26 protein-coding genes are annotated in these 25,261 nt (G+C 42.3%); 19 read left to right on the top strand and 7 right to left on the bottom strand.

All coding sequences use genetic code 11. The features are described 5' to 3' along the window. Positions 1-11: 11 nt before the first annotated feature. Positions 12-170 carry a hypothetical protein gene (locus E2R53_RS23340; RefSeq protein ID WP_165971007.1) on the bottom strand — a complete coding sequence of 53 codons (159 nt, stop codon included), beginning with the start codon at positions 168-170 and terminating at the stop codon, positions 12-14. A 159-nt stretch (positions 171-329) separates the two neighbouring features. Between E2R53_RS23340 and E2R53_RS15810 the strand changes: the two genes are divergently transcribed. Beyond that, positions 330-650 (top strand): ribonuclease E inhibitor RraB, encoded by a 321-nt coding sequence (locus E2R53_RS15810; protein ID WP_133312692.1) that lies wholly within the window; start codon positions 330-332, stop codon positions 648-650. Positions 651-715: 65 nt separating this feature from the next. On the opposite strand, the gene cyoE is transcribed toward E2R53_RS15810, so the two are convergent. Further along, positions 716-1,630 carry a heme o synthase gene (gene cyoE, locus E2R53_RS15805; protein WP_133312691.1) on the bottom strand — a complete coding sequence of 305 codons (915 nt, stop codon included), beginning with the start codon at positions 1,628-1,630 and terminating at the stop codon, positions 716-718. 235 nt (positions 1,631-1,865) lie between these two features. On the opposite strand from cyoE, the gene E2R53_RS15800 reads away from it, so the two are divergent. From E2R53_RS15800 to E2R53_RS15775, 6 genes are all read left to right on the top strand, one after another. Beyond that, positions 1,866-2,279, top strand: coding sequence for a VOC family protein (locus E2R53_RS15800; protein ID WP_133312690.1), 414 nt, complete (start codon positions 1,866-1,868; stop codon positions 2,277-2,279). 111 nt (positions 2,280-2,390) lie between these two features. Further along, on the top strand, positions 2,391-2,822 hold the full coding sequence (locus E2R53_RS15795) for a MarR family winged helix-turn-helix transcriptional regulator (RefSeq protein ID WP_133312689.1): 432 nt from the start codon (positions 2,391-2,393) through the stop codon (positions 2,820-2,822). A 203-nt stretch (positions 2,823-3,025) separates the two neighbouring features. Then, positions 3,026-3,976: an ABC transporter permease gene (locus E2R53_RS15790; RefSeq protein WP_133312688.1), complete on the top strand. Its 951-nt coding sequence runs from the start codon at positions 3,026-3,028 to the stop codon at positions 3,974-3,976. Further along, complete coding sequence (locus E2R53_RS15785; RefSeq protein WP_133312687.1) at positions 3,969-4,919, top strand: iron chelate uptake ABC transporter family permease subunit; 951 nt, start codon at positions 3,969-3,971, stop codon at positions 4,917-4,919. The genes E2R53_RS15790 and E2R53_RS15785 overlap by 8 nt, the downstream gene beginning before the upstream one ends. Continuing rightward, positions 4,913-5,668, top strand: a complete 756-nt coding sequence (locus E2R53_RS15780) for an iron ABC transporter ATP-binding protein (protein WP_133312686.1) — start codon at positions 4,913-4,915, stop codon at positions 5,666-5,668. The genes E2R53_RS15785 and E2R53_RS15780 overlap by 7 nt, the downstream gene beginning before the upstream one ends. A 142-nt stretch (positions 5,669-5,810) precedes the next feature. Next, complete coding sequence (locus E2R53_RS15775; RefSeq protein ID WP_133312685.1) at positions 5,811-6,749, top strand: siderophore ABC transporter substrate-binding protein; 939 nt, start codon at positions 5,811-5,813, stop codon at positions 6,747-6,749. 264 nt (positions 6,750-7,013) lie between these two features. Here the strand turns inward: E2R53_RS15775 and E2R53_RS15770 are convergent, their stop codons facing one another. Next, complete coding sequence (locus E2R53_RS15770) at positions 7,014-7,997, bottom strand: zinc-binding dehydrogenase (protein WP_133312684.1); 984 nt, start codon at positions 7,995-7,997, stop codon at positions 7,014-7,016. Between the two features lie 114 nt (positions 7,998-8,111). Between E2R53_RS15770 and E2R53_RS15765 the strand changes: the two genes are divergently transcribed. Continuing rightward, the gene (locus tag E2R53_RS15765) at positions 8,112-8,666 is read left to right on the top strand and encodes a TetR family transcriptional regulator (protein WP_133312683.1); all 555 of its coding nucleotides are present in this window, start codon (positions 8,112-8,114) and stop codon (positions 8,664-8,666) included. Between the two features lie 38 nt (positions 8,667-8,704). Here the strand turns inward: E2R53_RS15765 and E2R53_RS15760 are convergent, their stop codons facing one another. Both E2R53_RS15760 and E2R53_RS15755 read right to left on the bottom strand, forming a co-directional pair. Then, complete coding sequence (locus E2R53_RS15760) at positions 8,705-9,403, bottom strand: ABC transporter ATP-binding protein (RefSeq protein WP_133312682.1); 699 nt, start codon at positions 9,401-9,403, stop codon at positions 8,705-8,707. Positions 9,404-9,416: 13 nt separating this feature from the next. Then, positions 9,417-10,880, bottom strand: coding sequence for an ABC transporter permease (locus tag E2R53_RS15755; protein ID WP_133312681.1), 1,464 nt, complete (start codon positions 10,878-10,880; stop codon positions 9,417-9,419). 189 nt (positions 10,881-11,069) lie between these two features. Between E2R53_RS15755 and E2R53_RS15750 the strand changes: the two genes are divergently transcribed. The 10 genes from E2R53_RS15750 (at position 11,070) to E2R53_RS15705 (ending at position 23,048) form a co-directional block, all read left to right on the top strand. After that, positions 11,070-11,774, top strand: coding sequence for a response regulator transcription factor (locus E2R53_RS15750; protein ID WP_133312680.1), 705 nt, complete (start codon positions 11,070-11,072; stop codon positions 11,772-11,774). Continuing rightward, positions 11,764-13,176, top strand: coding sequence for a sensor histidine kinase (locus E2R53_RS15745; protein WP_133312679.1), 1,413 nt, complete (start codon positions 11,764-11,766; stop codon positions 13,174-13,176). The genes E2R53_RS15750 and E2R53_RS15745 overlap by 11 nt, the downstream gene beginning before the upstream one ends. Positions 13,177-13,458: 282 nt before the next feature. Next, positions 13,459-15,048 carry a peptide chain release factor 3 gene (locus tag E2R53_RS15740; RefSeq protein WP_070876464.1) on the top strand — a complete coding sequence of 530 codons (1,590 nt, stop codon included), beginning with the start codon at positions 13,459-13,461 and terminating at the stop codon, positions 15,046-15,048. Between the two features lie 15 nt (positions 15,049-15,063). Next, on the top strand, positions 15,064-15,303 hold the full coding sequence (locus tag E2R53_RS15735) for a CsbA family protein (protein ID WP_133312678.1): 240 nt from the start codon (positions 15,064-15,066) through the stop codon (positions 15,301-15,303). A gap of 315 nt (positions 15,304-15,618) precedes the next feature. Further along, complete coding sequence (uvrB, locus tag E2R53_RS15730; RefSeq protein ID WP_133312677.1) at positions 15,619-17,601, top strand: excinuclease ABC subunit UvrB; 1,983 nt, start codon at positions 15,619-15,621, stop codon at positions 17,599-17,601. 6 nt (positions 17,602-17,607) lie between these two features. After that, positions 17,608-20,484 (top strand): excinuclease ABC subunit UvrA, encoded by a 2,877-nt coding sequence (gene uvrA, locus E2R53_RS15725; RefSeq protein ID WP_133312676.1) that lies wholly within the window; start codon positions 17,608-17,610, stop codon positions 20,482-20,484. Between the two features lie 277 nt (positions 20,485-20,761). Continuing rightward, positions 20,762-21,082 (top strand): DUF4870 domain-containing protein, encoded by a 321-nt coding sequence (locus E2R53_RS15720; RefSeq protein ID WP_133312675.1) that lies wholly within the window; start codon positions 20,762-20,764, stop codon positions 21,080-21,082. 301 nt (positions 21,083-21,383) lie between these two features. Beyond that, on the top strand, positions 21,384-22,472 hold the full coding sequence (locus E2R53_RS15715; RefSeq protein ID WP_133312674.1) for a DUF4097 family beta strand repeat-containing protein: 1,089 nt from the start codon (positions 21,384-21,386) through the stop codon (positions 22,470-22,472). A 5-nt stretch (positions 22,473-22,477) separates the two neighbouring features. After that, on the top strand, positions 22,478-22,687 hold the full coding sequence (locus E2R53_RS15710; protein ID WP_070876458.1) for a PspC domain-containing protein: 210 nt from the start codon (positions 22,478-22,480) through the stop codon (positions 22,685-22,687). Further along, a complete protein-coding gene (locus E2R53_RS15705; protein ID WP_133312673.1) occupies positions 22,680-23,048 on the top strand; it encodes a phage holin family protein in 369 nt (122 codons plus the stop codon). Before E2R53_RS15710 ends, E2R53_RS15705 begins: the two co-directional genes overlap by 8 nt. 59 nt (positions 23,049-23,107) lie before the next feature. On the opposite strand, the gene mscL is transcribed toward E2R53_RS15705, so the two are convergent. Next, a complete protein-coding gene (mscL, locus tag E2R53_RS15700) occupies positions 23,108-23,497 on the bottom strand; it encodes a large conductance mechanosensitive channel protein MscL (protein WP_133312672.1) in 390 nt (129 codons plus the stop codon). Positions 23,498-23,608: 111 nt separating this feature from the next. Between mscL and E2R53_RS15695 the strand changes: the two genes are divergently transcribed. Next, positions 23,609-24,514: a metallophosphoesterase gene (locus E2R53_RS15695; RefSeq protein ID WP_133312671.1), complete on the top strand. Its 906-nt coding sequence runs from the start codon at positions 23,609-23,611 to the stop codon at positions 24,512-24,514. Positions 24,515-24,534: 20 nt separating this feature from the next. On the opposite strand, the gene E2R53_RS15690 is transcribed toward E2R53_RS15695, so the two are convergent. Then, complete coding sequence (locus E2R53_RS15690; protein ID WP_133312670.1) at positions 24,535-25,227, bottom strand: N-acetylmuramoyl-L-alanine amidase; 693 nt, start codon at positions 25,225-25,227, stop codon at positions 24,535-24,537. Between the last annotated feature and the right edge of the window lie 34 nt (positions 25,228-25,261).

The raw sequence follows: 25,261 nt of genomic DNA, 5'->3' as shown, positions 1-25,261 counted from the left end.
CTGTTCCTCCGTTAAATGCAAATTTTAAACAAGATAAAGTCCGCGCATACTTTCTTTCTTGGTACATCAGAATATAATTGATATGTTTCGTTATACTGCATTTTTTTATGAAGCTTCTCCTGCTCCAATTTTCTAAGTTCCTCTAAAACGTAAAAGTTGTTTGTATCCATCGTTTCCGCCTCCTTTTGTTACTTTCATTATATGGAAAAGTTTGCGTGGGAAAATTCATCATTGGATTGAAGTTTTCTCAGACTTTAGATGGGGATTGCAATTTTTGATTGTTATAAGATAATGAAGATGCACTTTTTTTAATGAATGGAGGGATTCATATGAATTTTCCAAAGGATGAAGATGGAAAAGTTCTGAATATGCTTTATAAAGAGGGCGTTAATTTTAAAAAGCCCCATATGGTTGATTTTTATGTGGCGGTTCCGGATCAGAAGAATGGAGAAGCCATCTTGAAAGCACTAGCTGATAAAGGCTACAAATTTATGATGGAGTATGACGATGATGTGGAAGAATGGACATGCTTTGGCTCTGTTAAGATGCATTTAAAGCATAACGAGATTACGGCCATGCAAAAGAAGCTAGATGCCATCACCAAGCCTCTTGGCGGCTATGCAGATGGATGGGGCGTCATGACGGAATAGAAAAAAGTCAGCCCAAGGGCTGACTTTTTTTATAGAGATAAGAAGTATAGAATTTTGCGCTTTTCTTATAGGAAAGAAACAATAATAAGCATTGTAAAAATAATCGTCAAATGATTCAGTGAAAAAATGAACATCATTGTGGCCCACTTGTAATCATCCATCTTTTTAAAGCCGATGATTCCGGCAAGCATCCATGCAAGCGTCAGTGCAAACATTGAAAAAGCGACGACTTTGCTGAACGATAGGAACAGGAATGATGATGCAAGCAGCAAAATTAAATAAACGATTGTTTGAATTTTAGCGCGCGGTGTTCCTTTGACAACAGGAAGCATTGGCACACTTGCATTCTTATAATCTTCTAAACGTCTGATGGCAATCGCATAGAAATGCGGAGGCTGCCATAAAAACATTAAAACGAATAGTCCGATTGCTGCAGGGTGGAACATGTCAGACGAAATGGCTGCCCAGCCGATCAGAGGGGCAATGGCGCCGGATAAGCTTCCTACCTCAGTGTTATAGATTGTTTTTCTTTTTGTCCACATTGTATAAGGGACAAGGTATAAAAATAAGCCAAGAGCACCAATAAAAGCTGTTAAAGGTGAAATGATAAACAAGAACACAATTCCGCTTATGGAAAGAGCGGTGCCAAGCCATAAAGCGAACTTGGGATGAATGGACCCCGTAACGGTCGGTCTCTCCATCGTGCGTTTCATAAGGGAGTCGATATCGCGGTCGTAATAGTTATTGATCGCACCGGCACCGCCTACAACAGCTGCTGTGCCAAGAAGAGCAAGAATGACGACCAGAATATTATCCACGAAGCTGACATTATATACAGACAATGCTACAGAAAGGCCGGCAAACATCCCGAGAAGGTTAGACTTCACAATGCCGTCTTTGACGATAGCTTTAAAATTACTCCAAGAAAAGATGCTTTTTATAGAAAGAGAATCCTCTACGATTACCTCAGTACTTTTCATCACAATTCTCCTTTTCTTTTTAAATCCAAAACTCAACCTAATATACTTGATTATCTAACATATTAACAGTTATTTGTACTGGAAAGTAATAGTCGGGAGCATTTGACAAAAAGATGTCGCATCTTTGTGAACATTTTCCATACGTTTTCATATTCTTCAGATAATTATTGGATTGAGTATCTGGAAGCTGTCCACTATAATGACGGTATCATCCATTGCAGAGGAGTGTTTGTTCATGAAGCATCAAGCAACACCTTATTTAATGTTTAATGGGAATGCGAAAGAAGCGCTGGAATACTATAGAGGAGTTTTCGGCTGCGAGATTGCTGAAATGCAGACGTATGGCGAAGCGGATTATCCAACTCCGCCTGAGGCTGAACATAAGATTATGCATGCCCGCTTGAAGAAAGGTGAGTTTCTTCTGATGGTTTCAGATGCTTTTCCAGGCAACACCGTTGAAACGGGCAACAATCTTTCCTTGGTGCTGGAGTTTGAAACAGAGGATGAAATTAGAACCGTTTACAGTGCTCTGCTTGAAAAAGGAACAATTATAATGGAGCTTCAGGATACATTCTGGGGGGCTACTTATGCAAAGGTGAAAGATACATTCGGGATTATCTGGGATTTGAATTTTGAAAAAGCTAAATAAGTTTTAAGGAGATAACGATTTGTTATCTCTTTTTTCGGATAATACTTGCATAAACAAGTATCTTCTACTACCATTATTTGTGGACATACTGTTAAAAAGAGGTGTGCACCTATGGTCAAAAAATATTATTTAGACAACTCACTCGGATATAAACTGTTTCATGCTTCAAGGCTTATCTGCAGCCGTTTGAATCAAAACTTAAGAGATTATTCTGTCACATATGAACAGTGGCAGATTCTGTGCAGGCTTTATGAAAAGGATGGCCAAACACAAAATCAGCTGGCCCTGCTTAATGAAAGAGATCAAGCAAGTGTTTCAAGGCTAATTGATAATATGATCAAGCGCGGCCTGGTGAAACGACTTCCTCACGAAAGTGATAAGCGCATAAACCTGATTTTTTTGACTGAAGCAATGAAAGATCTGCAGTCAGAGCTCGAAGGGTTAGCCAGCCAAACCATAGCGGATGCTTCAGCAGAGATTAGTGAACAAGACATGGAAATCTGTCTCGCAGTCCTTGATAAAATCAGAAATAACTTAAAATAAATGTTTTTTCATAAATACTTGTTCAAACAAGTAAATTCATATTGACAAATGACAATGAAAATCATTATCATTTAAAGTGAGGATAACAACAAAGCGAAAGCTTCTTTTTTTTAGGGTTAAATGAGAATGATTATCTTTATTAGAACAGATGAGGTGATTCCCGGAAAATAAGCTTCAAAAATACATGCATGTAAGGAAACGTTATGAAAAAGAGATATTTGTTTTTAGCGATGACAATTTTATCAATATGCTCCCTTTTCATCGGGGTCAAGGACATTACGCCATTAGATCTTCTGAATCTGCAGGATGACCAGGTGCAAATCCTCCTGATAAGCAGACTTCCGAGGCTCATCAGCATTTTGATTGCCGGAGTAAGTATGAGTATTTGCGGCTTAATCATGCAGCAGTTGACGAGAAATAAATTTGTCTCTCCGACCACGGCCGGCACGATGGATTCAGCCAGATTGGGAATCTTAGTATCGCTGATGATTTTTACTGCAGCAAGTCCGCTTGAAAAGATGGGTGTTGCTTTTCTTTTCGCATTAGCGGGCACGTTCATTTTTATGAAGATTTTAGAGAGAATCAGATTTAAAGATACGATCTTCATTCCGCTTGTGGGTTTAATGTTCGGCAACATCATCGGTTCGATTACCACCTTTTTCGCCTACAAGAATGATTTGATTCAAAATATGTCGTCGTGGCTCCAGGGCGATTTTTCAATGATTGTAAAAGGGCAGTATGAGCTGATCTACATAAGTATTCCGCTTGTCATCGTAGCCTATTTCTATGCGAACCGGTTTACGGTAGCGGGAATGGGAGAAGAGTTTTCAGCCAATCTTGGACTGAATTATAAGCAGGTTGTCAATATTGGGCTTGTCATTGTAGCACTTGTGACAACAGTCGTTATTTTGACAGCAGGCGTCATTCCGTTCCTGGGATTAATCATACCGAACATCGTCAGCATTTATTTAGGTGATAACCTGAAAAAAAGCCTGCCTCATACAGCCTTGCTTGGTGCAGTATTTATCCTGTTTTGTGATATTTTAGGACGTATCATCATTTATCCGTATGAAATATCGATTGGGTTGACTGTCGGTGTGATCGGAAGCATCATTTTCATTTATTTACTGTTTAGGAGAAAGGCCTATGAATAATAAAACGAAACTGATCATCCTTGCTATTATCTCTATATTATTCGCGGCTGTTTTCCTATTTTATGATGTCGGACGAAATCCCGATTATGTAATCCCAAAACGCGGAGTCAAGATTTTGGCGATTGTTTTGACCGGAAGCTGCATCGCGTTTTCAACGATGATTTTTCAAACGATTACAAACAACCGAATCTTAACGCCAAGCATCATTGGATTAGACTCCCTTTATCTTTTTATTCAAACGTTCATCATCTTTGTCTTTGGCTCTCAGTCCCTGACGATGGCCAATAAGAATATAAACTTTCTTTTATCTGCAGGGTTGATGGTGCTGTTTGCCCTGCTGCTCTATCAGCTGCTCTTTAAAAGAGAAGGGAGAAACATCTATTTTCTCCTGTTAGTCGGGATTGTGTTTGGAACGTTATTCGGAAGCATGTCCTCGTTTATGCAGGTGCTGATCGATCCGAATGAGTTTCAGATCGTTCAGGATCGGATGTTTGCAAGCTTTAACAATGTAAATACAGATCTGTTGCTTGCTGCCTTTGTTATCGCAGCCGCAATTGCGGTCTATTTTATGAAATTCAGTCATTTCCTCGATGTGCTCTCGCTTGGGAGAGAACATGCTGTAAATCTCGGGATTGACTACGATGGCGTGGTCAAAAGACTGCTGATCATCATTGCTGTCCTAGTCTCCATTGCGACGGCTCTCGTCGGCCCGATTACATTCTTTGGCCTGCTTGTTGTAAATGTGGCGCATGAGTTTTTAAAAACATATCAGCATAAGTATCTGATTTTAGGTTCTATCTTAATCAGCATCATTGCTTTGCTCGGCGGTCAATTTATCGTTGAGAAAGTATTCACCTTTTCAACAACGCTCAGCGTGATCATCAATTTCATTGGCGGCGTGTACTTTATTTATCTGCTGCTCAGGGAGAATAAATCATGGTAGAAGTCAGCAAGGTTTCAAAACGGTATGGAAATAAGAATGTAGTGGAAGATGTATCCGTCAGGGTCGAGAAAGGGAAAATCACCTCTTTTATCGGACCGAACGGAGCGGGAAAAAGCACGCTGCTGTCGATGGTCAGCCGCTTGATTAAAAAGGATACCGGGCAGGTATTTATTGACGGCACAGACATTGGAGAATGGAAAAGCAATGATCTGGCGAGAAAGATCTCGATTCTGAAGCAGTCCAATCATTTGAATATCCGATTAACAATCAGAGACCTCGTCAGCTTTGGACGGTTTCCTTATTCTCAAGGAAAGCTGACTAAAGACGATGTGAGGCATATTGATGAGGCGATTAAGTATATGGAGCTTCAGGACATGGAGAATAAATACTTGGATCAGCTGAGCGGAGGCCAGCAGCAGCGGGCATTTATTGCCATGGTCATCGCTCAGAATACAGAATATGTCCTCCTTGATGAGCCGCTGAACAACCTCGATATGAAGCATTCCGTGCAGATCATGAAAGTGCTGAGAAGGCTTGTGGACGAGCTTCAGAAAACAGTCGTAATTGTGATTCATGACATCAACTTTGCTTCCTGCTATTCCGATTTTATTGTCGCGTTAAAGGACGGAAAAATCGTGAAGGAAGGTCCTGTTGAAGAAATCATTACATCGCCTGTTTTAAAAGAGATCTATGAAATGGATATCGATATTCAAACAATAAATGGCAATCGCATTTGTGTTTACTTTTAAGGCTCTTTTCGTATCCTTTGTTGCCTTTAGATTAAATGTTTATACGCTTAAGTGGAGCGGAAAAGAACGGGCAACATTTATAATCAAAAACAACATACAAACGAAAACGGCCATTTTTAAAAACCAATAGGGGTGAAAGAAGATGAAGAAACTATTAATCTTAGCACTAAGTTTAGTGCTTGCAATTTTCGCAGCAGCATGCGGATCGAAAGAAGCAGAAGAAACAACGGCCAGTGCAGAGAAAGAAGAATTGACAATTAAGCATCAATTAGGCGAAACAAAAGTGCCTAAAAACCCTGAAAAAGTTGTTGTTTTTGATTTTGGAACGCTGGATTCAATGGATAAACTGGGCGTTGAAGCAGCGGGAGTGCCGCAGGAAAATGTTCCTTCTTACCTTTCAAAATATGAAGATGCAAAATACGAAAATATCGGCGGCTTAAAAGAGCCTGACTTTGAAAAGATCAACGAAATGGAACCGGATCTTATTATCATTTCAGGCAGACAGCAGGATTCATACGAAGAGATGAGCAAAATTGCCCCAACGATTTTCATGGGTGTGGACACAACGAAGTACATGGAATCATTTAAAGAAAATGTCACTACATTAGGCGAGATCTTCGGCAAAGAAGAAGAAGCAGAAAAAGAGTTTGCTAATGTAGAAGAGTCTATAAAAGCGCTTAAAGAGAAAGCTTCAGCAGGGAATGAAAAAGCGTTAATCGTTCTTGCAAATGACGGAAAGGTAAGTGCATACGGAGCAGGCTCACGCTTTGGAATTCTCCATGATGAATTTGGATTTGCACCAGCTGATGAAAAGATTGAAGTATCTACGCATGGACAAAGCATTTCATTTGAATACATTGTAGAAAAAGACCCTGACTACTTATTTGTAATTGATAGAGGTGCAGTTGTCGGCGGTGAATCTTCTGCGAAGCAAGTCGTGGAGAATGAGTTAGTTAAAAATACGAAAGCCTATAAAAATGGGAAAATCATTTATCTTGATCCTGACTACTGGTATCTGTCAGGCGGCGGACTTGAATCTGTTGCAGGCATGACAGAGGAAGTAAAGGGAGCTATTCAATAATTAGGTGAGACTGCGGGGACATGTTCCCGCAGTTTTTTTGCAGAGATTCCAGTTAAACTGATCTTTTTTAGGAGGAAAATGGAAAAAAGAAAGTAAATCAGACAAATCGGCTAGTATTCTAGCGGTTTTCGCCAGTAAAAAGGCCAAACTGGCAAGTAACGGCCTTGATTTGGAAAGTAAACCTGGTTTCAGCAAAAACAAAGACTGGACCTGAGTAATCAGCTTTCAGCAATAACAAAAACCGGACACAATGTCCGGTTTTCTTTAATCATTCACTCTAGCAACTATTTTCCCTTTCACATGGCGCTCAGACAGCTGTAACAAAGCTTCCGGCACTTCTTCAAGCGAAATGACCTGCTCAAGCAGAGAGGATAGCTGTCTTTCAGCAACCAGCATCAGCATGGCGTCTCCCATAACTGCTAAGTCCTTCTGCTGCTCTATATTATTTGATTGATGAACGGCTCCCAGGGCAATTTCATGGTAGGAGATGGCTTTTGTAAATGGCTTCACTTTTGTAAAGTCAGGCGCTCCGGCAATGTACGCAATTCTGCCGTTGAAAGCGAGGCAGTCAAGAGAATCTGTTGCATTTTGACGGCTTACCGTATCAAGAACGGCATCCACGCCATTGCCTGCTGTTAATTCCATCACTTTTGCGGTGACATCCGATTCTTTATAGTCGATTGCGTAATCTGCGCCAAGAGACTTAACGTATTCATGATTAGCTGCAGATGCTGTTGTAAACACAGTTAAGCCTGAGCGTTTTGCCATTTGAACCGCAAATCCGCCGACACCGCCTGCTCCCCCATGAATTAAAATGGATTCACCCTCGTTAATGCGAAGCTTTCTGTATAAAGCCTGATATGCAGTATAGCCAGCTGTTGGAAGGGCAGCTGCATCTTCAAAAGACACAGATTCCGGAATAATGGAAACCGTGTGCGCGGTCGTAACCGCATATTCAGCAAATCCGCCTTTTTTCGTTAAGTCACCGTGGTAAACAACCCGGTCGCCTATCTGTACATTTGTTACCTCAGAACCGGTTTCTTCAACGATCCCGGCTGCATCAAGGCCAAGAATATGAGGATAGCTCCAAAGAGGATTACCGCCTGTGGCCGTTTTATAATCAACCGGATTCAGTCCGGCAGCTTTTACTTTAATCAAAATTTCGCCTTTTCCCGGAGAAGGCTTTTCTGTCTCTCCAACGCGCATTTCAGTCCATTCGCCTTTACCCTCTAGCAATAGTGCTTTCAAATGTGAACACTCCTTATTTCCGTTAAAAATGTGGATATACAACTATTCTATTCAATTATAAAAAACGAAGAAGTTTACTTTCAATTTTACTGCTTGGAAATTGACGAGTGAGCGATCTTAGACACAGCTGAAAAAGTACTCACCCGTTTTGGCACTCAAAAAGCAACAGTAGTCGATGTGGCAAGAGAGTTAAATGTCAGTCACGGTACAGTTTATCGTCACTTTTCAAGCAAAGAAACCTTAAGAAGAGCAGTTGCTGAAAGATGGCGGCACCGTGTCTCATCACCGCTTGCAGAGATTCCGCATCAATCTTCAAGCGCTGCAGAAAGGCTTCATACATGGTTCCAGACCCTTATGACGATCAAGCAAACAAAAGTATTAGAGGATCCGGAATTATTTAACATGTATACGGATCTTGCAGAAGAAGCAGTAGATATCGTGCAAGTCCATGTGGAGGAGCTTGTAAAACAAATAGCTGAAATTGTTGAATATGGAATCAGTCTGAACGAGTTTAAAGCAGGGGATGCAAGTCGCCTTGCCTCTGCAATCTTCGTGTCGACTGCAAAATTTCACCACCCATTTCACGCAAAAGAGTGGGAAACGCCGCGAATTAACGAAGAGTTTGAATCTGTATGGCAGCTGATTCTTTCAGGCATCGCAGAAAAGTAAAAACGAAAGGCCGGCTCCCCTAGAGAGCCGGCTTTGTTTTATTTATTATGAACCAATTCCCGATTCTTCTGCACATAAAAACTGCCCTTCGAAAGCTTTACCGTCACATCTGAGATCGCCGCGATGTTTTGATCATGTGTGACAACAATGATGCATTTATCTTCCTTATGGGCCAGATCCTGAAAGAGCCGGACAATGTCTTTCGCTGTGTCCTCATCTAAATTCCCCGTTGGCTCGTCTGCAATAATTAGATCAGACTTGCAGGAAAGCGCTCGGGCGATGGAAACGCGCTGCTGCTGCCCGCCGCTTAAGGTCAGAACTTTTTGCCGTGCCTGTTTTTCAGAAATGCCTACCTTCTCAAGCATCTGCAAAGCAAATTCTTTTTTGTTGGACTGGGCTGATCCCGTGATCTCCATAGCCGTCGTTACGTTTTGAAGGGCTGTCATATACGGCAGCAGGTTATAGGATTGAAAAACGATCGATACGTATTTGTTGCGGAAGTTGGCAAGGCCGATTTTCTTAATGTTTTTGCCTTCATATAAAACGGAGCCTTCTTTCGCAACGTCCAGTGCGCTTGCGAGTGCCAGAAAGGTTGTTTTTCCTGATCCGGATGGACCGACGATGGTATAGAAGCTTCCTTTGTTAAAGCCAATGGAAATGTCGTTCAAAATCACATGCTTTTTATTTTCATGATGGTACCAGTAGCTGACGTTTTCAAATTGCAGCAGATTTGTCATGGATGTTTCCTCCTTAGTCTTGTTTCGTTAAGATGGTTTTCGGCTGAAGTCTTAAAATAGATAAAGCTGGGATTAGCGCTGAAATAATGGCGATTAACAGCCCGATGCCAAAGAGGATGCCTAAGTCCTTGCCGGTCACTTCAATTTGAAGCTCATCAATCGGATCTGCCTCTGCTGCAGACTGCTGCATGCCAATCGGTCCGCCCATTCCCATGCCGCCCCGTCCGCCTCCAAATGAAGCCGGGTTTGATGCGGTTTCTTCTGTCTGAGTAAGCTCCTGGGAAAGCAGCTGATCCCCGAATTGTTTTGCCACGGCTTGGCCGGAAAAAGATGATACGCCAAGAGCCAGGACAGCGACGATTAAGATTTCAAACAGGAATTGGCAGGCGAGCTTCCACTTCTTTTCCCCAATCGCAAGCAGGACGCCCATTTCGTATTTGCGTTCACGAATAGACATCATGATGATGAGTCCTAAAATAACGGCACCGGCGACCGTTACTAAATACACGACATTTTTTGAAAAAGAAGCCACATTGTTAATGGGTCCGATCATTTGCTGATACGTCTGATCATTGGCATCCAATTTGAACGTTTCAAAATCAATGCTGCTTTTTTCTTTTGCCTCATCTGTGAAGCTGTCGATTTTCTCAGGGTCATTCATGTAATATACGGCCTGATCAATGGTTCCTTCGTAATCTGCTCCCTTAAGAGCGGAGGCTGCTGTGTAAGGAACGTAAAGCAGGTTGTATGGATTCATAGCTGTGACGTTTCTTCCGCCCAGATCTGTGCCTGCAGAGGCCGTTTCATAGATGCCTACAATCTCAAGCTCTAAAGATGTCTCTTCATCAGCTGTTGATTGCACAGTGACCTTATCACCAACTGCCAGCTCATTGTCTTTTGCTAGTGTTTTTTCTATGACTGTTACATTTTTCTCTAAGTCTTCATCTGTAAGGTGACGGCCTTCTACTATAGTAGATTCGCTGTTTAAGAAGGACTGGACAGAATCTGTAAACATAACCCCCTGAAGCGTAATATCTGCGGCAGACATAGGTCCGCCGCCCATGCCGCCGACCGGACCACCTTCTTCTGTTTCTGTTGTATTAGTAGATTCATTTTCAATCGGCTCGAAATTTGCTGCTGTTCCGAAAGTAGAGGATAAAAAATTATAGCCTTTTACTTGAGAGTAGGAAGTTAGTTCTTCAGCTGATTCTTCCGGTATGGGAACAGGCTGAAAACGGACTCTTTCGCCTTCTGTGCTTTGGCTCCGCTGCTGTTCCATTAATTTTTCCATATTAACATTCAGAGTCACTTCACCTCCGAGAGATTCTCTCGCAAGCACGCTTGATTTTTCAGCAGCTGACTGAATCGAGAGCCCTGATAGAACAAACACGCAAATGACAGTAAAAATAAAGACTTGGAGCAGGCTTTTTCCTGCACGTGCTTTGACACTTAAAAAACCGCGTTTGATAAAATTCATTTTGTTTCTCCTTTGTATTAGACTTAGTACAACTTCCTTGCTTTCACAGAATAGGTGACAGAAATGAACAAACTATGTCCAAACTATTTCTTAACCTTTAAAAAACAGGGAACAATTTAGAAAACTGTTGCGAAACGATGAAATTCACTTTACTTTGAAAAGAAAGTCATATTTTTGGATGGTGCAAATATGAAGGTTTTAGTAATAGAGGATAATCAGAGTGTCAGTGCGATGCTTGAAATGTTTTTTTCAAAAGAAGGCATTCAGGGTGCTTTTATAAATGATGGACTTGAAGGCTACAATGCATATAAGCGGGAAGACTGGGATGTGCTGATTATCGATTGGATGCTGCCGGGGATGGACGGGGTTACTCTTTGCAGAAAAATCAGAGAAGAGAAGAGTTCAGTTCCGATCATTATGCTGACAGCAAAGGACAGCGAGTCTGATCAGGTTCTTGGTTTAGAGATGGGAGCGGATGATTATGTAACGAAGCCTTTCAGCCCGCTTGCTCTTATGGCGCGTATTAAAGCGGTATCCCGCAGGCACTCCGTTTCGCATGCACCTAAAAAAGAGACAGGCAGTCTTGAAACCGCTTATTTCAAAATCAGCAAGCAGAAACGGGAAGTCTTGCTTGAAAATAAAAAAGTCGAAAACTTAACGCCTAAAGAATTTGATCTCCTTTATTATTTTGCGGAGCACCCTCGTCAGGTTTTTACGCGCGAACAGCTGCTTGAGCGTGTTTGGGGCTATCAGTTTTATGGAGATGAACGGACGGTTGATGTTCATATTAAGCGATTGCGGGCAAAGCTGGGCTCGCAGACAAGGCCTTTTTTCCATACGGTATGGGGAGTGGGCTATAAATTCGATGAAACGGTAGATCCGAATGAGAATTAAGTATATTTATCAGCTGTTTTTAAGTCATATCAGCATTCTGATTATCGCTTTTATGATTTTAAGTCTTGTTGTAGCCCAATATGCGGAATCCTTTGTTTACGAAAACAAAGTGGAGGAGCTTGAGCAGTATGGCAGCAGAATAATAACAGACGTGCAAAATAACAGGGGCGAGCGGGCGCTGAGAGAGTATGAACATGTACTCAGCGCGAGAGGCATACGTTTTAGTCTTTTTGACGATAAAGGGATGATTTTTTACCCTTATGCAGGCAACGCTCCAAGGTTTCAGCCGACAGAAGAAGAATGGCAGAATCTGAAGGCTGGCGAGAGAATCGTTGTAAAGCATGAGATCAAGCGTTTTGACCAGGAGGTTTCTTTAGTTGCCCTTCCGTATCTTGAGAACGGCAATCTCTCCGGCGGGATTCTGCTGGTTTCGCCGATTAAAGGATCCAGAGAAACAATCAGTGAAATTAACCGCTATCTTCTCTATACCATTTTAATCTCTTTATCCATTTCGCTTTTATTAAGCTGGTTTCTCTCAAACGTTCATGTGAAAAGAATTCAGCGGATCCGGAATGCGACCTCAATGATTGCGGAAGGGAAATATGATATTTCGGTGCCGTCGTCCAATATTGATGAAATCGGCGAGCTTGCAAACGATTTTAATAATATGGCAGAGCAGCTTAAGCAATCCAATCAGGAAATCGAAAGTTTAGAGAATCGAAGAAGAAAGTTTATGGCCGATGTCTCTCATGAATTAAGAACACCGCTCACGACGATCAGCGGCGTGATTGAAGGGCTTAAAAACAACATGATTGAAGAGACTGAAAAAGAAAAAGGCATTCAGCTTGTCAGTCTGGAAGCAAAACGCCTCATCAGACTTGTAAATGAAAACCTTGATTATGAAAAAATCCGTTCCAATCAGGTGAAGCTATTTAAAGAAGAAATTCAGCTGAAAGAAGCTTTTGAAATCATTAAAGAACATTTAATTTTTCAGGCAGAAGAAAAACAGGTGGAACTCGAGATTGATGGAAATGAAGAAATAACGGTTTATGCTGACTATGACCGCCTCATTCAAATCTTAATCAATATAACGAAAAACAGTATTCAATTTACAGAGAGCGGGACCGTTTGGCTGCGCGGGAAAAAGGGGTATAAGGAAACAATTATTGAAATTGAAGACACAGGAATCGGAATGGATCCCAAAGAGGTTGAATCCATTTGGCAGCGTTTTTACAAAGCGGATATGTCCAGAACCGGCCATCAATTTGGCGAATTCGGCCTGGGACTATCGATTGTCAAACAGCTTGTTCACCTGCACCTCGGAGAAATTGAGATTCACAGCCAAAAGGATCAAGGCACCAAATTCATTCTGAAATTTCCTGATAAGAAACATGATTTCTGATTGGTCTTTTTGCTTAGTTTGTTGTTCTACGTAAATAAGCTTGTTAATAGTTTAGACATAATTTCCTGATACACTATGTGAAAACAAATTTATAAGGAGGGGAAAAAACATGAAAAAGAAGGATACAGCATTTATTATTATCGGCGCAGTCGTGATGGCTGCAGTGAATGTGCTCTTTTTTACAGCGCCGGTATAAAGCAGGAGAAAGTCCAGAGTGAAATTGTTCTATTGCTCCAAATGTGATATATTTCAAACGAAGTAAACTTTGTGAGGGTAATGTAAATGAACATAGATAATGAAATATCAAAGAGACGGACTTTCGCCATCATCTCCCATCCGGATGCGGGAAAGACGACACTAACAGAGAAATTATTATATTTCGGCAAAGTCATCCGTGAAGCAGGTACGGTTAAAGGGAAGAAGACCGGCAAATTTGCGGCTTCTGACTGGATGGAAATTGAAAAAAAGCGCGGAATCTCCGTTACATCAAGTGTCATGAGCTTTCCATACCATGATTTCCACGTAAACATTCTGGACACTCCTGGACATGAAGATTTCAGTGAAGACACATACCGCACGCTTACGGCAGTAGACAGCGTAGTGATGATCATCGACTCTACAAAAGGGGTCGAGCCTCAGACGATCAAGCTTTTCAAAGTCTGCCGCATGAGAGGCATCCCTATCTTTACATTTATTAATAAGCTTGACCGTGAAGGAAAAGATCCGCTTGAACTGCTTTCTGAGATTGAGGAAGTACTCGGCATTGAATCTTATCCAATGAACTGGCCGATCGGCATGGGTAAGCGTTTCCTGGGCATTATCGACCGCGAACAGCATACCGTTGTTCAGTTTAAAGGAAACGAGCAGGAAGAAATCATCCCTTCAGATGAAGTAGATGCAAGTGAGATTGGCAGCCATCCGACTTATTTGGAAACAAAGGATGAAATGGAGCTGCTTGAGGAAGCTGGCAATCAGTTCGACGCTGAGCGTGTTAAGCGCGGAGAATTAACACCTGTCTTCTTCGGAAGTGCGCTTGCGAACTTTGGTGTAAAATCATTTTTTGATGTATTTTTACAATATGCCGTTCCTCCGCAGCCGCGAAGAACAAACCATGGCTTCATTGCTCCTGAGACAGAAGATTTTTCAGGGTATATCTTTAAGATTCAAGCCAATATGAATCCTGCCCACCGCGACCGCATCGCGTTTCTGCGCGTGTGCTCCGGACGATTTGAGCGCGGCATGAGCGTGCAGCTGAGCAGAACGAATAAAACGCTTAAGCTGAATCAGACGCAGGTGTTTATGGCAAAAGACAGAGAGACAGTTGATGAAGCATTCGCAGGCGACATCATCGGAATCTATGATCCGAACGTTTATCAAATCGGTGATACCTTAACGGTTGGAAAAGAAGGCTATCATTATGATGAGCTTCCTCAGTTCCCGCCGGAGATGTTCAAAAAAGTACGCGTGAAAAACGTCATGAAAGCGAAGCAGTTCCGTAAAGGAATTGACCAGCTTGTTCAAGAGGGCGCCATCCAGTATTTCCGTCAGGATTCAACGGACGACATCATTCTTGGCGCTGTCGGACAGCTTCAGTACGAGGTATTTGAATACCGGATGAGAGCTGAGTACAACGTAGAAATCGAATTTGTTCCTATGGGCGACCGCATTCCAAGATGGATCGGCAATGAAAAATTCGAAAAGCGCTTCTTTGATTCAAGAAGCCTGCTTGTACGCGACCGCAATGATCAATATGCAGTCCTCTTTGAAAATGATTTTACCTTCAGGCATTTTAAAGAAAATCACAAAGAGATTGAATTGATCGATCTTCTGCAGGAAAACGACTATCAAAGCTTTTCTGCTTCAGAGAAGTAAGCAGGAGCTGATTTCATGTTACTAAAAGCCGTTTTGGCCCTGACTCTGCCTTTTATTATTTTGACCTTGTTTGCCAGGGTCTCATATAACCACTACGTAGCGACTGTCCTGACCATTGCGCTTTTAGCTGCAGCATATACAAAAGGCTATATGGATTCATGGATCATCATTGTTTTAGATGTGATATCCGTTATGGCCGGATTTTTGTATGCGGCAAAAATGGCACGGCGCACAAGACGCGAAAAAACGAATTGAGGCTTGAACCTGTTCCCTTTGGGAGCGGGTTTTTTGTTTTGCAGTGAACCCAGTGTCATTGATGTATCAGCCTAAAATGGACTTTTATCCGTTTTCATTTTTTCACCGCCTGGCTGCTGTCGGTTTACCATCCCTCCGAAAAAGGTATTGAAAAAGATAAGTCAGGCATTTAAATAGCAAAATCAGGCGATAATGATAGAATCAAGTACAAAATGTCGAACGAAACATGCGAACTATAGTTCGTATTTTTGGTGATTTTTCACTCGTTTATGGTAAAATATGAATACTGATTACATATGAATGGAGGTCCTCCTGTTGAGCGATCGTTTTGATTTAGTCTCGAATTATAAGCCAGAGGGCGACCAGCCTCAGGCAATAAAACAGCTCGTCCAGGGCATTAAAGAAGGAAAGAAGCATCAGACGCTTCTTGGTGCTACAGGTACAGGGAAGACGTTTACCGTTTCAAACGTCATCCAGGAAATAAACAAACCGACGCTGATTATTGCTCATAATAAAACATTGGCGGGACAATTATACAGCGAATTCAAAGAGTTCTTTCCAAACAACGCAGTCGAATACTTCGTCAGCTACTATGATTATTATCAGCCGGAGGCCTATGTGCCGCAGACTGATACATTCATAGAAAAAGACGCAAGCATCAATGATGAAATCGATAAGCTCAGACACTCCGCAACAGCCTCGCTGTTTGAGAGGAAGGACGTCATTATCATCGCGAGTGTATCGTGCATTTACGGCTTGGGGTCGCCTGAAGAATACCGTGACCTGGTCGTTTCTCTCCGCACGGGCATGGAGATTGAACGTAATCAGCTGCTCAGAAAACTTGTTGATGTACAGTATGAAAGAAATGATATTGATTTTAAACGCGGTACCTTCAGAGTGCGCGGAGATGTTGTGGAAATTTTCCCGGCTTCAAGAGACGAGCAGTGCGTCAGAGTTGAATTTTTCGGCGATGAAATCGACCGGATCAGAGAAGTGGATGCATTAACGGGCGAAATCAAAGGAGACCGCGAACATATCTCCATTTTCCCAGCATCCCATTTCGTAACCCGCGAGGAAAAGCTGAAGGTTGCGATAACGAATATCGAGCAGGAGCTTGATGAACGGCTGAAAGAGCTTCATGAGAACGGCAAGCTGTTAGAAGCACAGCGGCTAGAACAGCGTACCCGCTATGATCTTGAAATGATGCGGGAAATGGGCTTTTGTTCCGGGATTGAAAACTACTCAAGACACCTGACGCTTCGCCCTGCAGGTTCGACTCCTTATACATTGCTTGATTTCTTCCCGAAAGATTTCATGATTGTCGTGGATGAATCCCACGTGACTATTCCTCAGATCAGGGGAATGTTCAATGGCGACCAGGCAAGAAAACAGGTGCTCGTTGACCACGGGTTCCGCCTGCCATCAGCAAAAGACAACCGTCCGCTGCAATTTGACGAGTTTGAAAAACATATCAATAACATCCTGTTTGTATCGGCTACACCAGGCCAATATGAGCTTGATCATACACCTGAAATGGTTCAGCAGATCATCCGCCCGACGGGACTTCTTGATCCGACCATTGATGTAAGGCCGATTCAGGGTCAGATTGATGATCTGATCGGCGAAATTCAGGCAAGAACCGAACGCAATGAACGTGTTCTTATCACAACACTGACAAAGAAAATGTCTGAGGATCTGACTGATTATCTGAAGGACATAGGCATTAAGGTGAACTACCTGCATTCTGAAATCAAAACACTTGAGCGGATTGAAATCATCCGTGAGCTCCGGCTTGGGAAGTACGACGTTCTGGTCGGAATCAACCTTCTAAGAGAAGGTCTCGATATTCCAGAGGTGTCCTTAGTAGCCATTTTGGATGCAGATAAGGAAGGTTTCCTGAGATCTGAGCGATCACTGATTCAGACGATCGGACGTGCAGCCCGGAACTCAAACGGCCACGTTATTATGTATGCCGATAAAGTGACGAAATCAATGGAAATTGCCCTGAACGAAACGAAACGCCGCCGCGAAACGCAGGAGGCTTTTAATAAAAAGCACGGCATTGAGCCAAAAACGATACAGAAAAAAATTCGCGAAACGATTCGCGCTGTTATTGCACCGGAGGATGGGGAAGATTTGGGTGCACTAGCTCCAAAGCTTGGCAAGCTGACGAAGAAAGAGCGCGAAAAGGTTATCGAACAAATGGAAACAGAGATGAAAGAAGCTGCAAAAGGCTTGAACTTCGAGCGTGCAGCTGAGCTTCGCGATCTGATTCTAGAGCTAAAAGCGGAAGGATGAAACTAGATGGCAATTGATAAAATTATTGTGAAAGGTGCGCGTGCTCACAATTTGAAAAACATAGATGTGACGATTCCGCGGGATAAGCTTGTCGTTCTGACAGGCTTATCAGGTTCGGGGAAATCGTCGCTTGCGTTTGATACGATTTATGCAGAAGGCCAGCGCAGATATGTTGAATCTCTTTCTGCTTATGCCCGTCAGTTCCTGGGGCAAATGGACAAGCCGGATGTCGATTCAATTGAAGGACTTTCACCGGCGATTTCGATTGATCAAAAAACGACGAGCCGCAATCCGCGTTCAACCGTCGGAACCGTAACAGAAATTTATGATTACCTGAGACTTCTATTTGCTCGTGTAGGCAGACCGACCTGCCCGAATCATGACATTGAAATCTCATCGCAGACGATTGAGCAAATGGTTGACCGGATTTTAGAATATCCTGAGCGTACAAAGCTTCAGGTCCTTGCACCGATTGTCTCCGGCCGAAAAGGGACTCATGCCAAGGTTTTTGAAGAGATCAAAAAGCAAGGGTATGTAAGGGTTCGCGTAAACGGCGAGATGATGGAGATCGGTGATGAGATTACCCTTGAGAAAAACAAAAAGCACAGTATTGAGGTAGTAATTGACCGTATCGTCATCAAAGAAGGAATTGCAGCCCGGCTTGCAGATTCGCTTGAAGCTGCACTTGGTCTTGGCGAAGGCAGAGTCATGATTGATGTCATCGGAGAAGAAGAGCTTCTTTTCAGCGAGCATCACGCTTGTCCGCTCTGCGGATTTTCAATCGGTGAGCTGGAACCTAGAATGTTTTCTTTCAACAGTCCGTTTGGCGCCTGCAATGAGTGTGACGGCCTTGGAACGAAGCTTGAAGTCGATGTAGACTTAGTACTTCCAAACAAGGATTTATCATTAAAGCAGCATGCGCTGGCTCCGTGGGAACCGACGAGCTCTCAATATTACCCTCAGCTGCTTGAGGCTGTGTGCAATCATTACGGCATCCCGATGGATGTTCCTGTAAAAGAAATCCCAGCCCACTTGCTGGACAAGGTTTTATACGGCAGCGGAAATGATGAAATTTACTTCCGCTATGAAAATGACTTCGGTCAGGTGCGTGAAAATTACATTCAGTTTGAAGGCGTCATCCGTAATGTGGAGCGCCGCTATAAAGAAACAAGCTCAGACTACATACGTGAGCAGATGGAAAAATATATGGCTCAGCAGGCGTGCCCTAAGTGTAAAGGCCATCGCTTGAAAAAAGAAAGTCTGTCTGTGCTTGTAGATGGCAATCACATTGGAAATGTCACTTCTTTATCTGTTCATGAAGCCATCGATTTCTTTGAAAAGGTCAACTTGACAGAAAAAGAAATGCAGATTGCAAGATTGATTTTAAGAGAGCTTGAAGAAAGACTAGGCTTTTTAAACAATGTCGGTCTTGATTACCTGTCTTTAAGCCGTGCTGCAGGAACACTTTCAGGCGGAGAAGCACAGCGGATCAGGCTTGCGACTCAGATTGGTTCTAGATTAACAGGTGTTCTGTACATTCTTGACGAGCCTTCAATCGGACTTCATCAGCGTGACAATGACAGGCTCATCCAGACGCTTCAAAGCATGAGGGATATCGGCAACACCCTTATCGTGGTTGAGCATGATGAAGATACAATGCTTGCTGCCGACTATTTAATAGATATCGGTCCTGGGGCAGGCGTTCATGGAGGAGAGATTATCTCTGAAGGAACTCCTGAATACGTAATGAATGATAAGAATTCCTTAACCGGCCAATACTTATCGGGCAAAAAATTCATTCCGCTGCCGGTAGAACGCAGAAAGCCGGACGGCCGTTTCATCGAAATAAAAGGCGCAAGCGAAAATAACCTGAAAAACGTTTCAACGAAGTTTCCGCTTGGCACGTTTGTCGCCGTTACTGGCGTATCGGGATCTGGTAAGAGTACGCTTGTAAATGAAATTCTTCATAAGTCGCTTGCTCAAAAGCTGAACAAAGCAAAAACGAAGCCTGGGGAGCATAAAGAAATCAAAGGAACAGAAGAGCTGGATAAGGTCATCGATATCGATCAATCGCCGATTGGCCGGACTCCCCGCTCTAACCCGGCAACCTATACAGGTGTTTTTGATGACATCCGCGACGTTTTTGCCACAACAAACGAAGCAAAGGTGCGCGGCTACAAGAAAGGCCGCTTCAGTTTTAATGTAAAAGGCGGCCGATGTGAGGCATGCCGGGGAGACGGAATCATCAAGATTGAAATGCATTTTCTTCCAGATGTATATGTACCATGCGAAGTGTGCCATGGAAAGCGGTATAACCGCGAAACACTGGAAGTGAAATACAAAAACAAAAACATTGCTGACATTTTAGAAATGACTGTTGAAGATGCAGTCGCATTTTTCGAGAACATTCCTAAAATCAGACGGAAGCTGCAAACCATTTATGATGTAGGACTCGGCTACATTACACTTGGTCAGCCTGCAACAACCCTGTCGGGAGGAGAAGCGCAGCGTGTGAAGCTTGCTTCTGAGCTCCATCGCCGTTCAACAGGACGTTCGCTGTACATCCTGGATGAACCGACAACAGGTTTGCATGTGGACGACATTGCAAGACTTCTGAAAGTCCTTCAGCGCCTAGTCGAAAATGGAGATACTGTCTTAGTCATTGAGCATAACCTTGATGTCATTAAAGCGGCAGATTATCTGATCGATCTTGGACCGGAAGGAGGAGATCACGGCGGACAAATCGTCGCAACGGGAACTCCTGAACAGGTTGCCAAGGTAGAAGGATCTTATACAGGCAAGTATTTGAAGCCTATCTTAATAAGAGACCGCGACCGGATGAAAAAAGTCATAAAAGAAAAAGAAGCAGTGGCCAAAGCTTAAATAAGAGGGCTGTCCATAAAGTCATTTTTTACTGACTTATTGGACAGCCCTTTCTTTTGGGACCTTGCCCAATCAAAAGTGGCATCACTACTGGGACTGACGCCAGTTTTTAAGCTATGAACCGTTAAAAGTGGCAGCACTAAGGAGAATGACGCCAGTTTTTAAGCTATGAACAAATTATAAGTGGAAGCACTAAGGAAACCTGACTCCGCACAAAAATTTAATGAAACTTATCTCTGTTTCAATCGTATATTTGTAATAAGGAGTTGTAATTCAAATGAAAACAGATAAATTACTCTCATCACTATGCTATTTCAGTATTTTTTTCGCGCCGTTTTTATTTCCGATTATCGTCTATTTTATTTCAGATGACCTGGAAGTGAAGCAGCATGCGAAAAAATCGTTGCTGTCACATATTATTCCAATCGTGACGATTATTGCACCATTCTTCATGATCTTGTTTGCAGGTATGTTCAGTTCTCCGGAAGCCTTTGCTGTGGGAGTTGTGATTTTTGGATTTATTCTGATTGGCATCGTGAACCTTGTTGTGTTTATTTATAACATTGTGCAGGGAATTAAAATTTTAAAAACGGTGTAATTTCAAAGCTTTTGGTTTTTGCTCAAGGCTTTTTTTAAAAAGGCTATTTTCGTAAATATTGGTGCTATTGGATTAGATGTTAAAAGTCTTTAGTGCTTTAGCGTATTTCAGCAGAAGGAACTTGACTCCTGCGGGAAATAGAGCAAATTGGGAGACCCCACAGGCAACGCCGAGGAGGCTCCCATGCTCCCCGCGGAAAGCAAGTTCCTCTCGCTGCAAGGAACGAACAACGTTTATCATGAAAAACAACAATCTAAGCGAAAACAGCCTTTAAAAATACATATTCAGGGGGATGGGAAACGTGAAGGATCAAAGAAAGCGCATTTTGGATTTAGTTGAACAGGGAAAACTGTCGGCAAGTGAAGCACTGACTCTCATAGAAAAGCTGGAAGAGGAATATAGTCATAAAGAAAATGAAATGCTGACGTCTTTATCTTCAGATAGTTTCTCAAAGGATCCTTTTGTAGAAAAAGAGAAAACAGCCGGGTCTTCTCTTTCTTCAAAGCTTGTGACCTTTATCGATACAGCAGTCAAGAAGGTAAAGGAGCTTGATCTCGATTTAAATTTTGGCGGTGCTCTTAATGTTCAGCACATCTATCAGTTCAAGGATGCTGATATCCGTGATTTTGATATTCAATTAATCCACGGCAGTGTAAATCTGCAATCCTGGACTCAAAGTGATGTTCGTGTCGAGTGTGATGCAAAAGTTTACCGGGCAGAGAATCAGGAGCTTGCGAGAGAAACCTTTATGCAGAATGTTGATTGCTCAGTGGACGGTTCAAAGTTCCGTTTTTACACGGAAAAGAAAACAATAAAAATTAACATGACTCTGTTTGTGCCGGAAGAGCAGTATGAGCTTGTAAAAATTAAGCTGTTTAGCGGCCCAATCAGAGGGGAAGATTTAAAAGTAAGGGATTTTAATGCGAAAACGGCAAATGGTGTCATTTCTGTCCTGAATTTTAAGGGTGAAAAAATAGAGACTGAAACAGCAAATGGTCAAATCCGCCTGACAAATGTTGAGGCGGCACATATTGAAGCAGAAACAATCAACGGTCTTATCCACTTAAACGGAAAGAGTGAGAGAATCGATGTTCAGAGCTTTAATGGAAATATCATCGTTAAGCTTGAAGACGAAAGATGCCACACTCTCTATGCGAAAACAGCAACTGGAAACGTGGACGTGTATGTTCCGGAAAACGTGAAGATAAATGGTGAACTGAAATCGAATTTAGGTTCAGTGGCTGCTGATTTAAAGGACCTTGAAGTGCTTTTTGAAAAGAATGAAACGATTCAAAAGGAGCTTAGGTTTAAATCGATTGCAGCGGGTGAACAAACGATGTCTGTTTTTGCAGATTCTAAAACAGGTTCCATTCTATTAAAAGAGAGGTAATCCAAATGAAAAAGAAATTATACCGATCCAAATCAAAAAAAATGATTGGCGGCGTCATCGGAGGGTTGGCTGATTATTTGAATATGGACGTGACCCTGCTTCGGATTCTATTTGTGATTCTATTGCTCACGACTGCCTTTTTCCCATTCGGTCTCATCTATTTGGTGATGATCTTCCTGGTGCCGAATGAGGGGGATGTCATTAAGCATGATTAGATGGGCCATCAGTATTTTGGTCAATGCCCTCATACTGATAGTCGTATCAGGGTACTTTGATTCTTTCCATATCAGCGGCGTAGGAGCCGCCATTCTAGCAAGTTTGCTCATTTCCGTTTTAAATGTTCTGGTGAAGCCATTCCTTATCCTGCTGACGCTGCCTGTTACGGTGGTAACGCTTGGGCTTTTCCTGTTTGTCATCAATGCGATTACACTGATGATTGCACAGGGAATTATGGGAGATTCCTTTAATATCGATGGCTTTGGCACAGCCATCTTAGCTTCGATTGTCATTTCGCTGCTGCACTTGCTGATTCAAAAAGGCGTCGTTGAGCCGCTTAGAGAAAATAAAAAGAAATAGACAAAAGGCGGGATCCCAGAGATTCCGCCTTTTTTGATGCAAGAAATTATTGTTTTTTCTTAAAATTCTCTTTCCTGCTGAACATCCTTCTTCAGCAAATCACGAATTTCCGTGAGCAGCTTCTCTTCATTTGTTAATGTTGGGACAGGATTTTGCTCATCTTTTCTTTTAAATCGTTCAAAGAATCGAATGAATAAAAACACGGAAAAAGCAATAATGAAGAAATCAAGAACGGTCTGCAGAAATGCTCCGTATCTTATAATGGCTTTACCGAATGGGTATTGCAATTTTGAAAAATCGACTCCCCCAAGCAGGACGCCGAACAGCGGCATGACAATGTCATTTACAAGAGAAGTGACAATTTTTCCGAATGCTGTTCCGATGATAACCCCGACTGCCAGATCAATCACGTTGCCCTTAATGGCGAACTTTTTAAATTCCTTCAGCATATGTACGTCTCCTTGTTTTGGTTTCCATATCTAGTATAGACCAATGATGATAAATGTAAATTGGGAACATAAGGACACGCTAGATGGGTACGCTAAAAATGGGTGAAAGTTATGAAAAAAACTTGGTTTGCGGCAGTACTGCTGCTGATTTGTTTAACTGCATCTCCTGCGTACGCGAAATTTTCATTTGAAAAAGGCGACGCTACGATTGTATGGCTTACTGATACTCAATATTACGCGAAAACCTATCCGGAAATCATGATTAAACAAATACAGTGGATTATTGAAAATCGGGATAAATACAACATTCGATATGTTTTTCATACAGGTGATCTTGTCGATCAGCCGAATGATGATGTTCAATGGGAGAGGACAGATCAAATTTTAAAAATGCTGGATATGACAAGAATTCCATATGGCGTTTTGGCGGGGAACCATGATTTGGTTCATACGGAACAGCCCTATAAAGTATTCACGGATCATTTCGGTTATCACCGGTTTATCCGGCAGCCATTTTATGGAGGTTCTTTTGAAAATAACCGCGGACATTATGATCTTCTGACAATCCATAACCAGCCGTATATTATGATTTATATGGGATGGGATGTGAACCGGAGCGGTCTCAGGTGGATGAATAAAGTTTTGATGGACTACCGTGATCACACGGCTATTCTCGCTTTTCATGATTACTTGAACTATAAAAATGAGAGAAGTCCTGCAGGCGAGGAGCTGTATAACAAAGTTGTTTTAAAAAATCCAAATGTGAAAATGGTCTTATCCGGCCATTATTACGGAACAGGATTCTTGGAGACCAGAATTTCAGAAGATCAAAGAGTTTTTCAAATGCTTGCGAATTATCAGGCTGAAAAGCACGGGGGCAATGGCTTTATGCGTCTTCTGTTTTTTAAGCAGGATCAAACCGAAATTCAGGTCGATACTTACTCTCCCTACTTGAATAAATTCCGACCTAAGAAGCACCTGCCAAAAGAGAGGTTCCTTTTAAAATTAAAAGAGTAGAGATGACTATCTCTACTCTTTTATTCGTACAAAACAATGACATTATATCCCTTATTCTTTAATTCATTGGCAAGGGCAACGGCATTCTCTTTTTTTGAGAAAGCACCGACTTGTACTTTGTACACCTTTCCTGGTAAGGATGGAGCGAATGGGGCATTGTTTTTCAAATTGAAAAAGGAAGCAAGTGCTTCAGTAATCGCCTCTGCACATATTTTGCGGTAAGCTGCTGATTTTAAAGCCTGGGCTTCTTCTTGATTGGTCATAAATCCGCATTCAATTAAAATAGCGATCATTTTTGCTTCCCGCAGCACATGGAAGTTGGCAAGCTTAACACCGCGGTCATTCCGTTTTGTTTTTTCTATCAGCTTCTTCTGAACCGCTCCGGCAAGTGCAAGGGCTTGTTGAGGTTTTGAATCATGAACATACGTCTCGATCCCTTTTGCATCATTCCATGCTGTGCCGTTTCCAAAGGCGTTGGCATGAATCGAGATGAATACATCTGCCTTTGCAGCATTGGCCTTATCGGTTCTCTCTTTCAGCGGGACATCACGTGTGTCAGAGTGAGTAAAAAGGATAGTGACATTTTCATACCCGGCCAGAAGATCCCTCATTTCATTGGCAACAGCACGATTAAATTCATATTCTTTCATACCGTCTACGGTTCTCTTTCCAGATGTAGAATAGCCATGTCCGGCGTCAATTGCAATCTTCACGTACAGTCCTCCTCGGAATAAATGGTCTTTACTC

The organism is Peribacillus frigoritolerans (assembly GCF_004358755.1).
Taxonomy (GTDB): Bacteria; Bacillota; Bacilli; order Bacillales; family Bacillaceae; genus Bacillus_P.
Note: the sequence above shows the minus strand (reverse complement) of the source record. Positions and strands in the feature narration are given on the sequence as shown.

Bases quoted from the DNA above. Each gene is read 5' to 3' on its own strand.
- E2R53_RS23340 (WP_165971007.1), bottom strand. From the start codon at position 170: ATGGATACAAACAACTTTTACGTTTTAGAGGAACTTAGAAAATTGGAG.
- E2R53_RS15810 (WP_133312692.1), top strand. From the start codon at position 330: ATGAATTTTCCAAAGGATGAAGATGGAAAAGTTCTGAATATGCTTTAT.
- cyoE (WP_133312691.1), bottom strand. From the start codon at position 1,630: ATGAAAAGTACTGAGGTAATCGTAGAGGATTCTCTTTCTATAAAAAGC.
- E2R53_RS15800 (WP_133312690.1), top strand. From the start codon at position 1,866: ATGAAGCATCAAGCAACACCTTATTTAATGTTTAATGGGAATGCGAAA.
- E2R53_RS15795 (WP_133312689.1), top strand. From the start codon at position 2,391: ATGGTCAAAAAATATTATTTAGACAACTCACTCGGATATAAACTGTTT.
- E2R53_RS15790 (WP_133312688.1), top strand. From the start codon at position 3,026: ATGAAAAAGAGATATTTGTTTTTAGCGATGACAATTTTATCAATATGC.
- E2R53_RS15785 (WP_133312687.1), top strand. From the start codon at position 3,969: ATGAATAATAAAACGAAACTGATCATCCTTGCTATTATCTCTATATTA.
- E2R53_RS15780 (WP_133312686.1), top strand. From the start codon at position 4,913: ATGGTAGAAGTCAGCAAGGTTTCAAAACGGTATGGAAATAAGAATGTA.
- E2R53_RS15775 (WP_133312685.1), top strand. From the start codon at position 5,811: ATGAAGAAACTATTAATCTTAGCACTAAGTTTAGTGCTTGCAATTTTC.
- E2R53_RS15760 (WP_133312682.1), bottom strand. From the start codon at position 9,403: ATGACAAATCTGCTGCAATTTGAAAACGTCAGCTACTGGTACCATCAT.
- E2R53_RS15755 (WP_133312681.1), bottom strand. From the start codon at position 10,880: ATGAATTTTATCAAACGCGGTTTTTTAAGTGTCAAAGCACGTGCAGGA.
- E2R53_RS15750 (WP_133312680.1), top strand. From the start codon at position 11,070: ATGAAGGTTTTAGTAATAGAGGATAATCAGAGTGTCAGTGCGATGCTT.
- E2R53_RS15745 (WP_133312679.1), top strand. From the start codon at position 11,764: ATGAGAATTAAGTATATTTATCAGCTGTTTTTAAGTCATATCAGCATT.
- E2R53_RS15740 (WP_070876464.1), top strand. From the start codon at position 13,459: ATGAACATAGATAATGAAATATCAAAGAGACGGACTTTCGCCATCATC.
- E2R53_RS15735 (WP_133312678.1), top strand. From the start codon at position 15,064: ATGTTACTAAAAGCCGTTTTGGCCCTGACTCTGCCTTTTATTATTTTG.
- uvrA (WP_133312676.1), top strand. From the start codon at position 17,608: ATGGCAATTGATAAAATTATTGTGAAAGGTGCGCGTGCTCACAATTTG.
- E2R53_RS15720 (WP_133312675.1), top strand. From the start codon at position 20,762: ATGAAAACAGATAAATTACTCTCATCACTATGCTATTTCAGTATTTTT.
- E2R53_RS15710 (WP_070876458.1), top strand. From the start codon at position 22,478: ATGAAAAAGAAATTATACCGATCCAAATCAAAAAAAATGATTGGCGGC.
- E2R53_RS15705 (WP_133312673.1), top strand. From the start codon at position 22,680: ATGATTAGATGGGCCATCAGTATTTTGGTCAATGCCCTCATACTGATA.
- mscL (WP_133312672.1), bottom strand. From the start codon at position 23,497: ATGCTGAAGGAATTTAAAAAGTTCGCCATTAAGGGCAACGTGATTGAT.
- E2R53_RS15695 (WP_133312671.1), top strand. From the start codon at position 23,609: ATGAAAAAAACTTGGTTTGCGGCAGTACTGCTGCTGATTTGTTTAACT.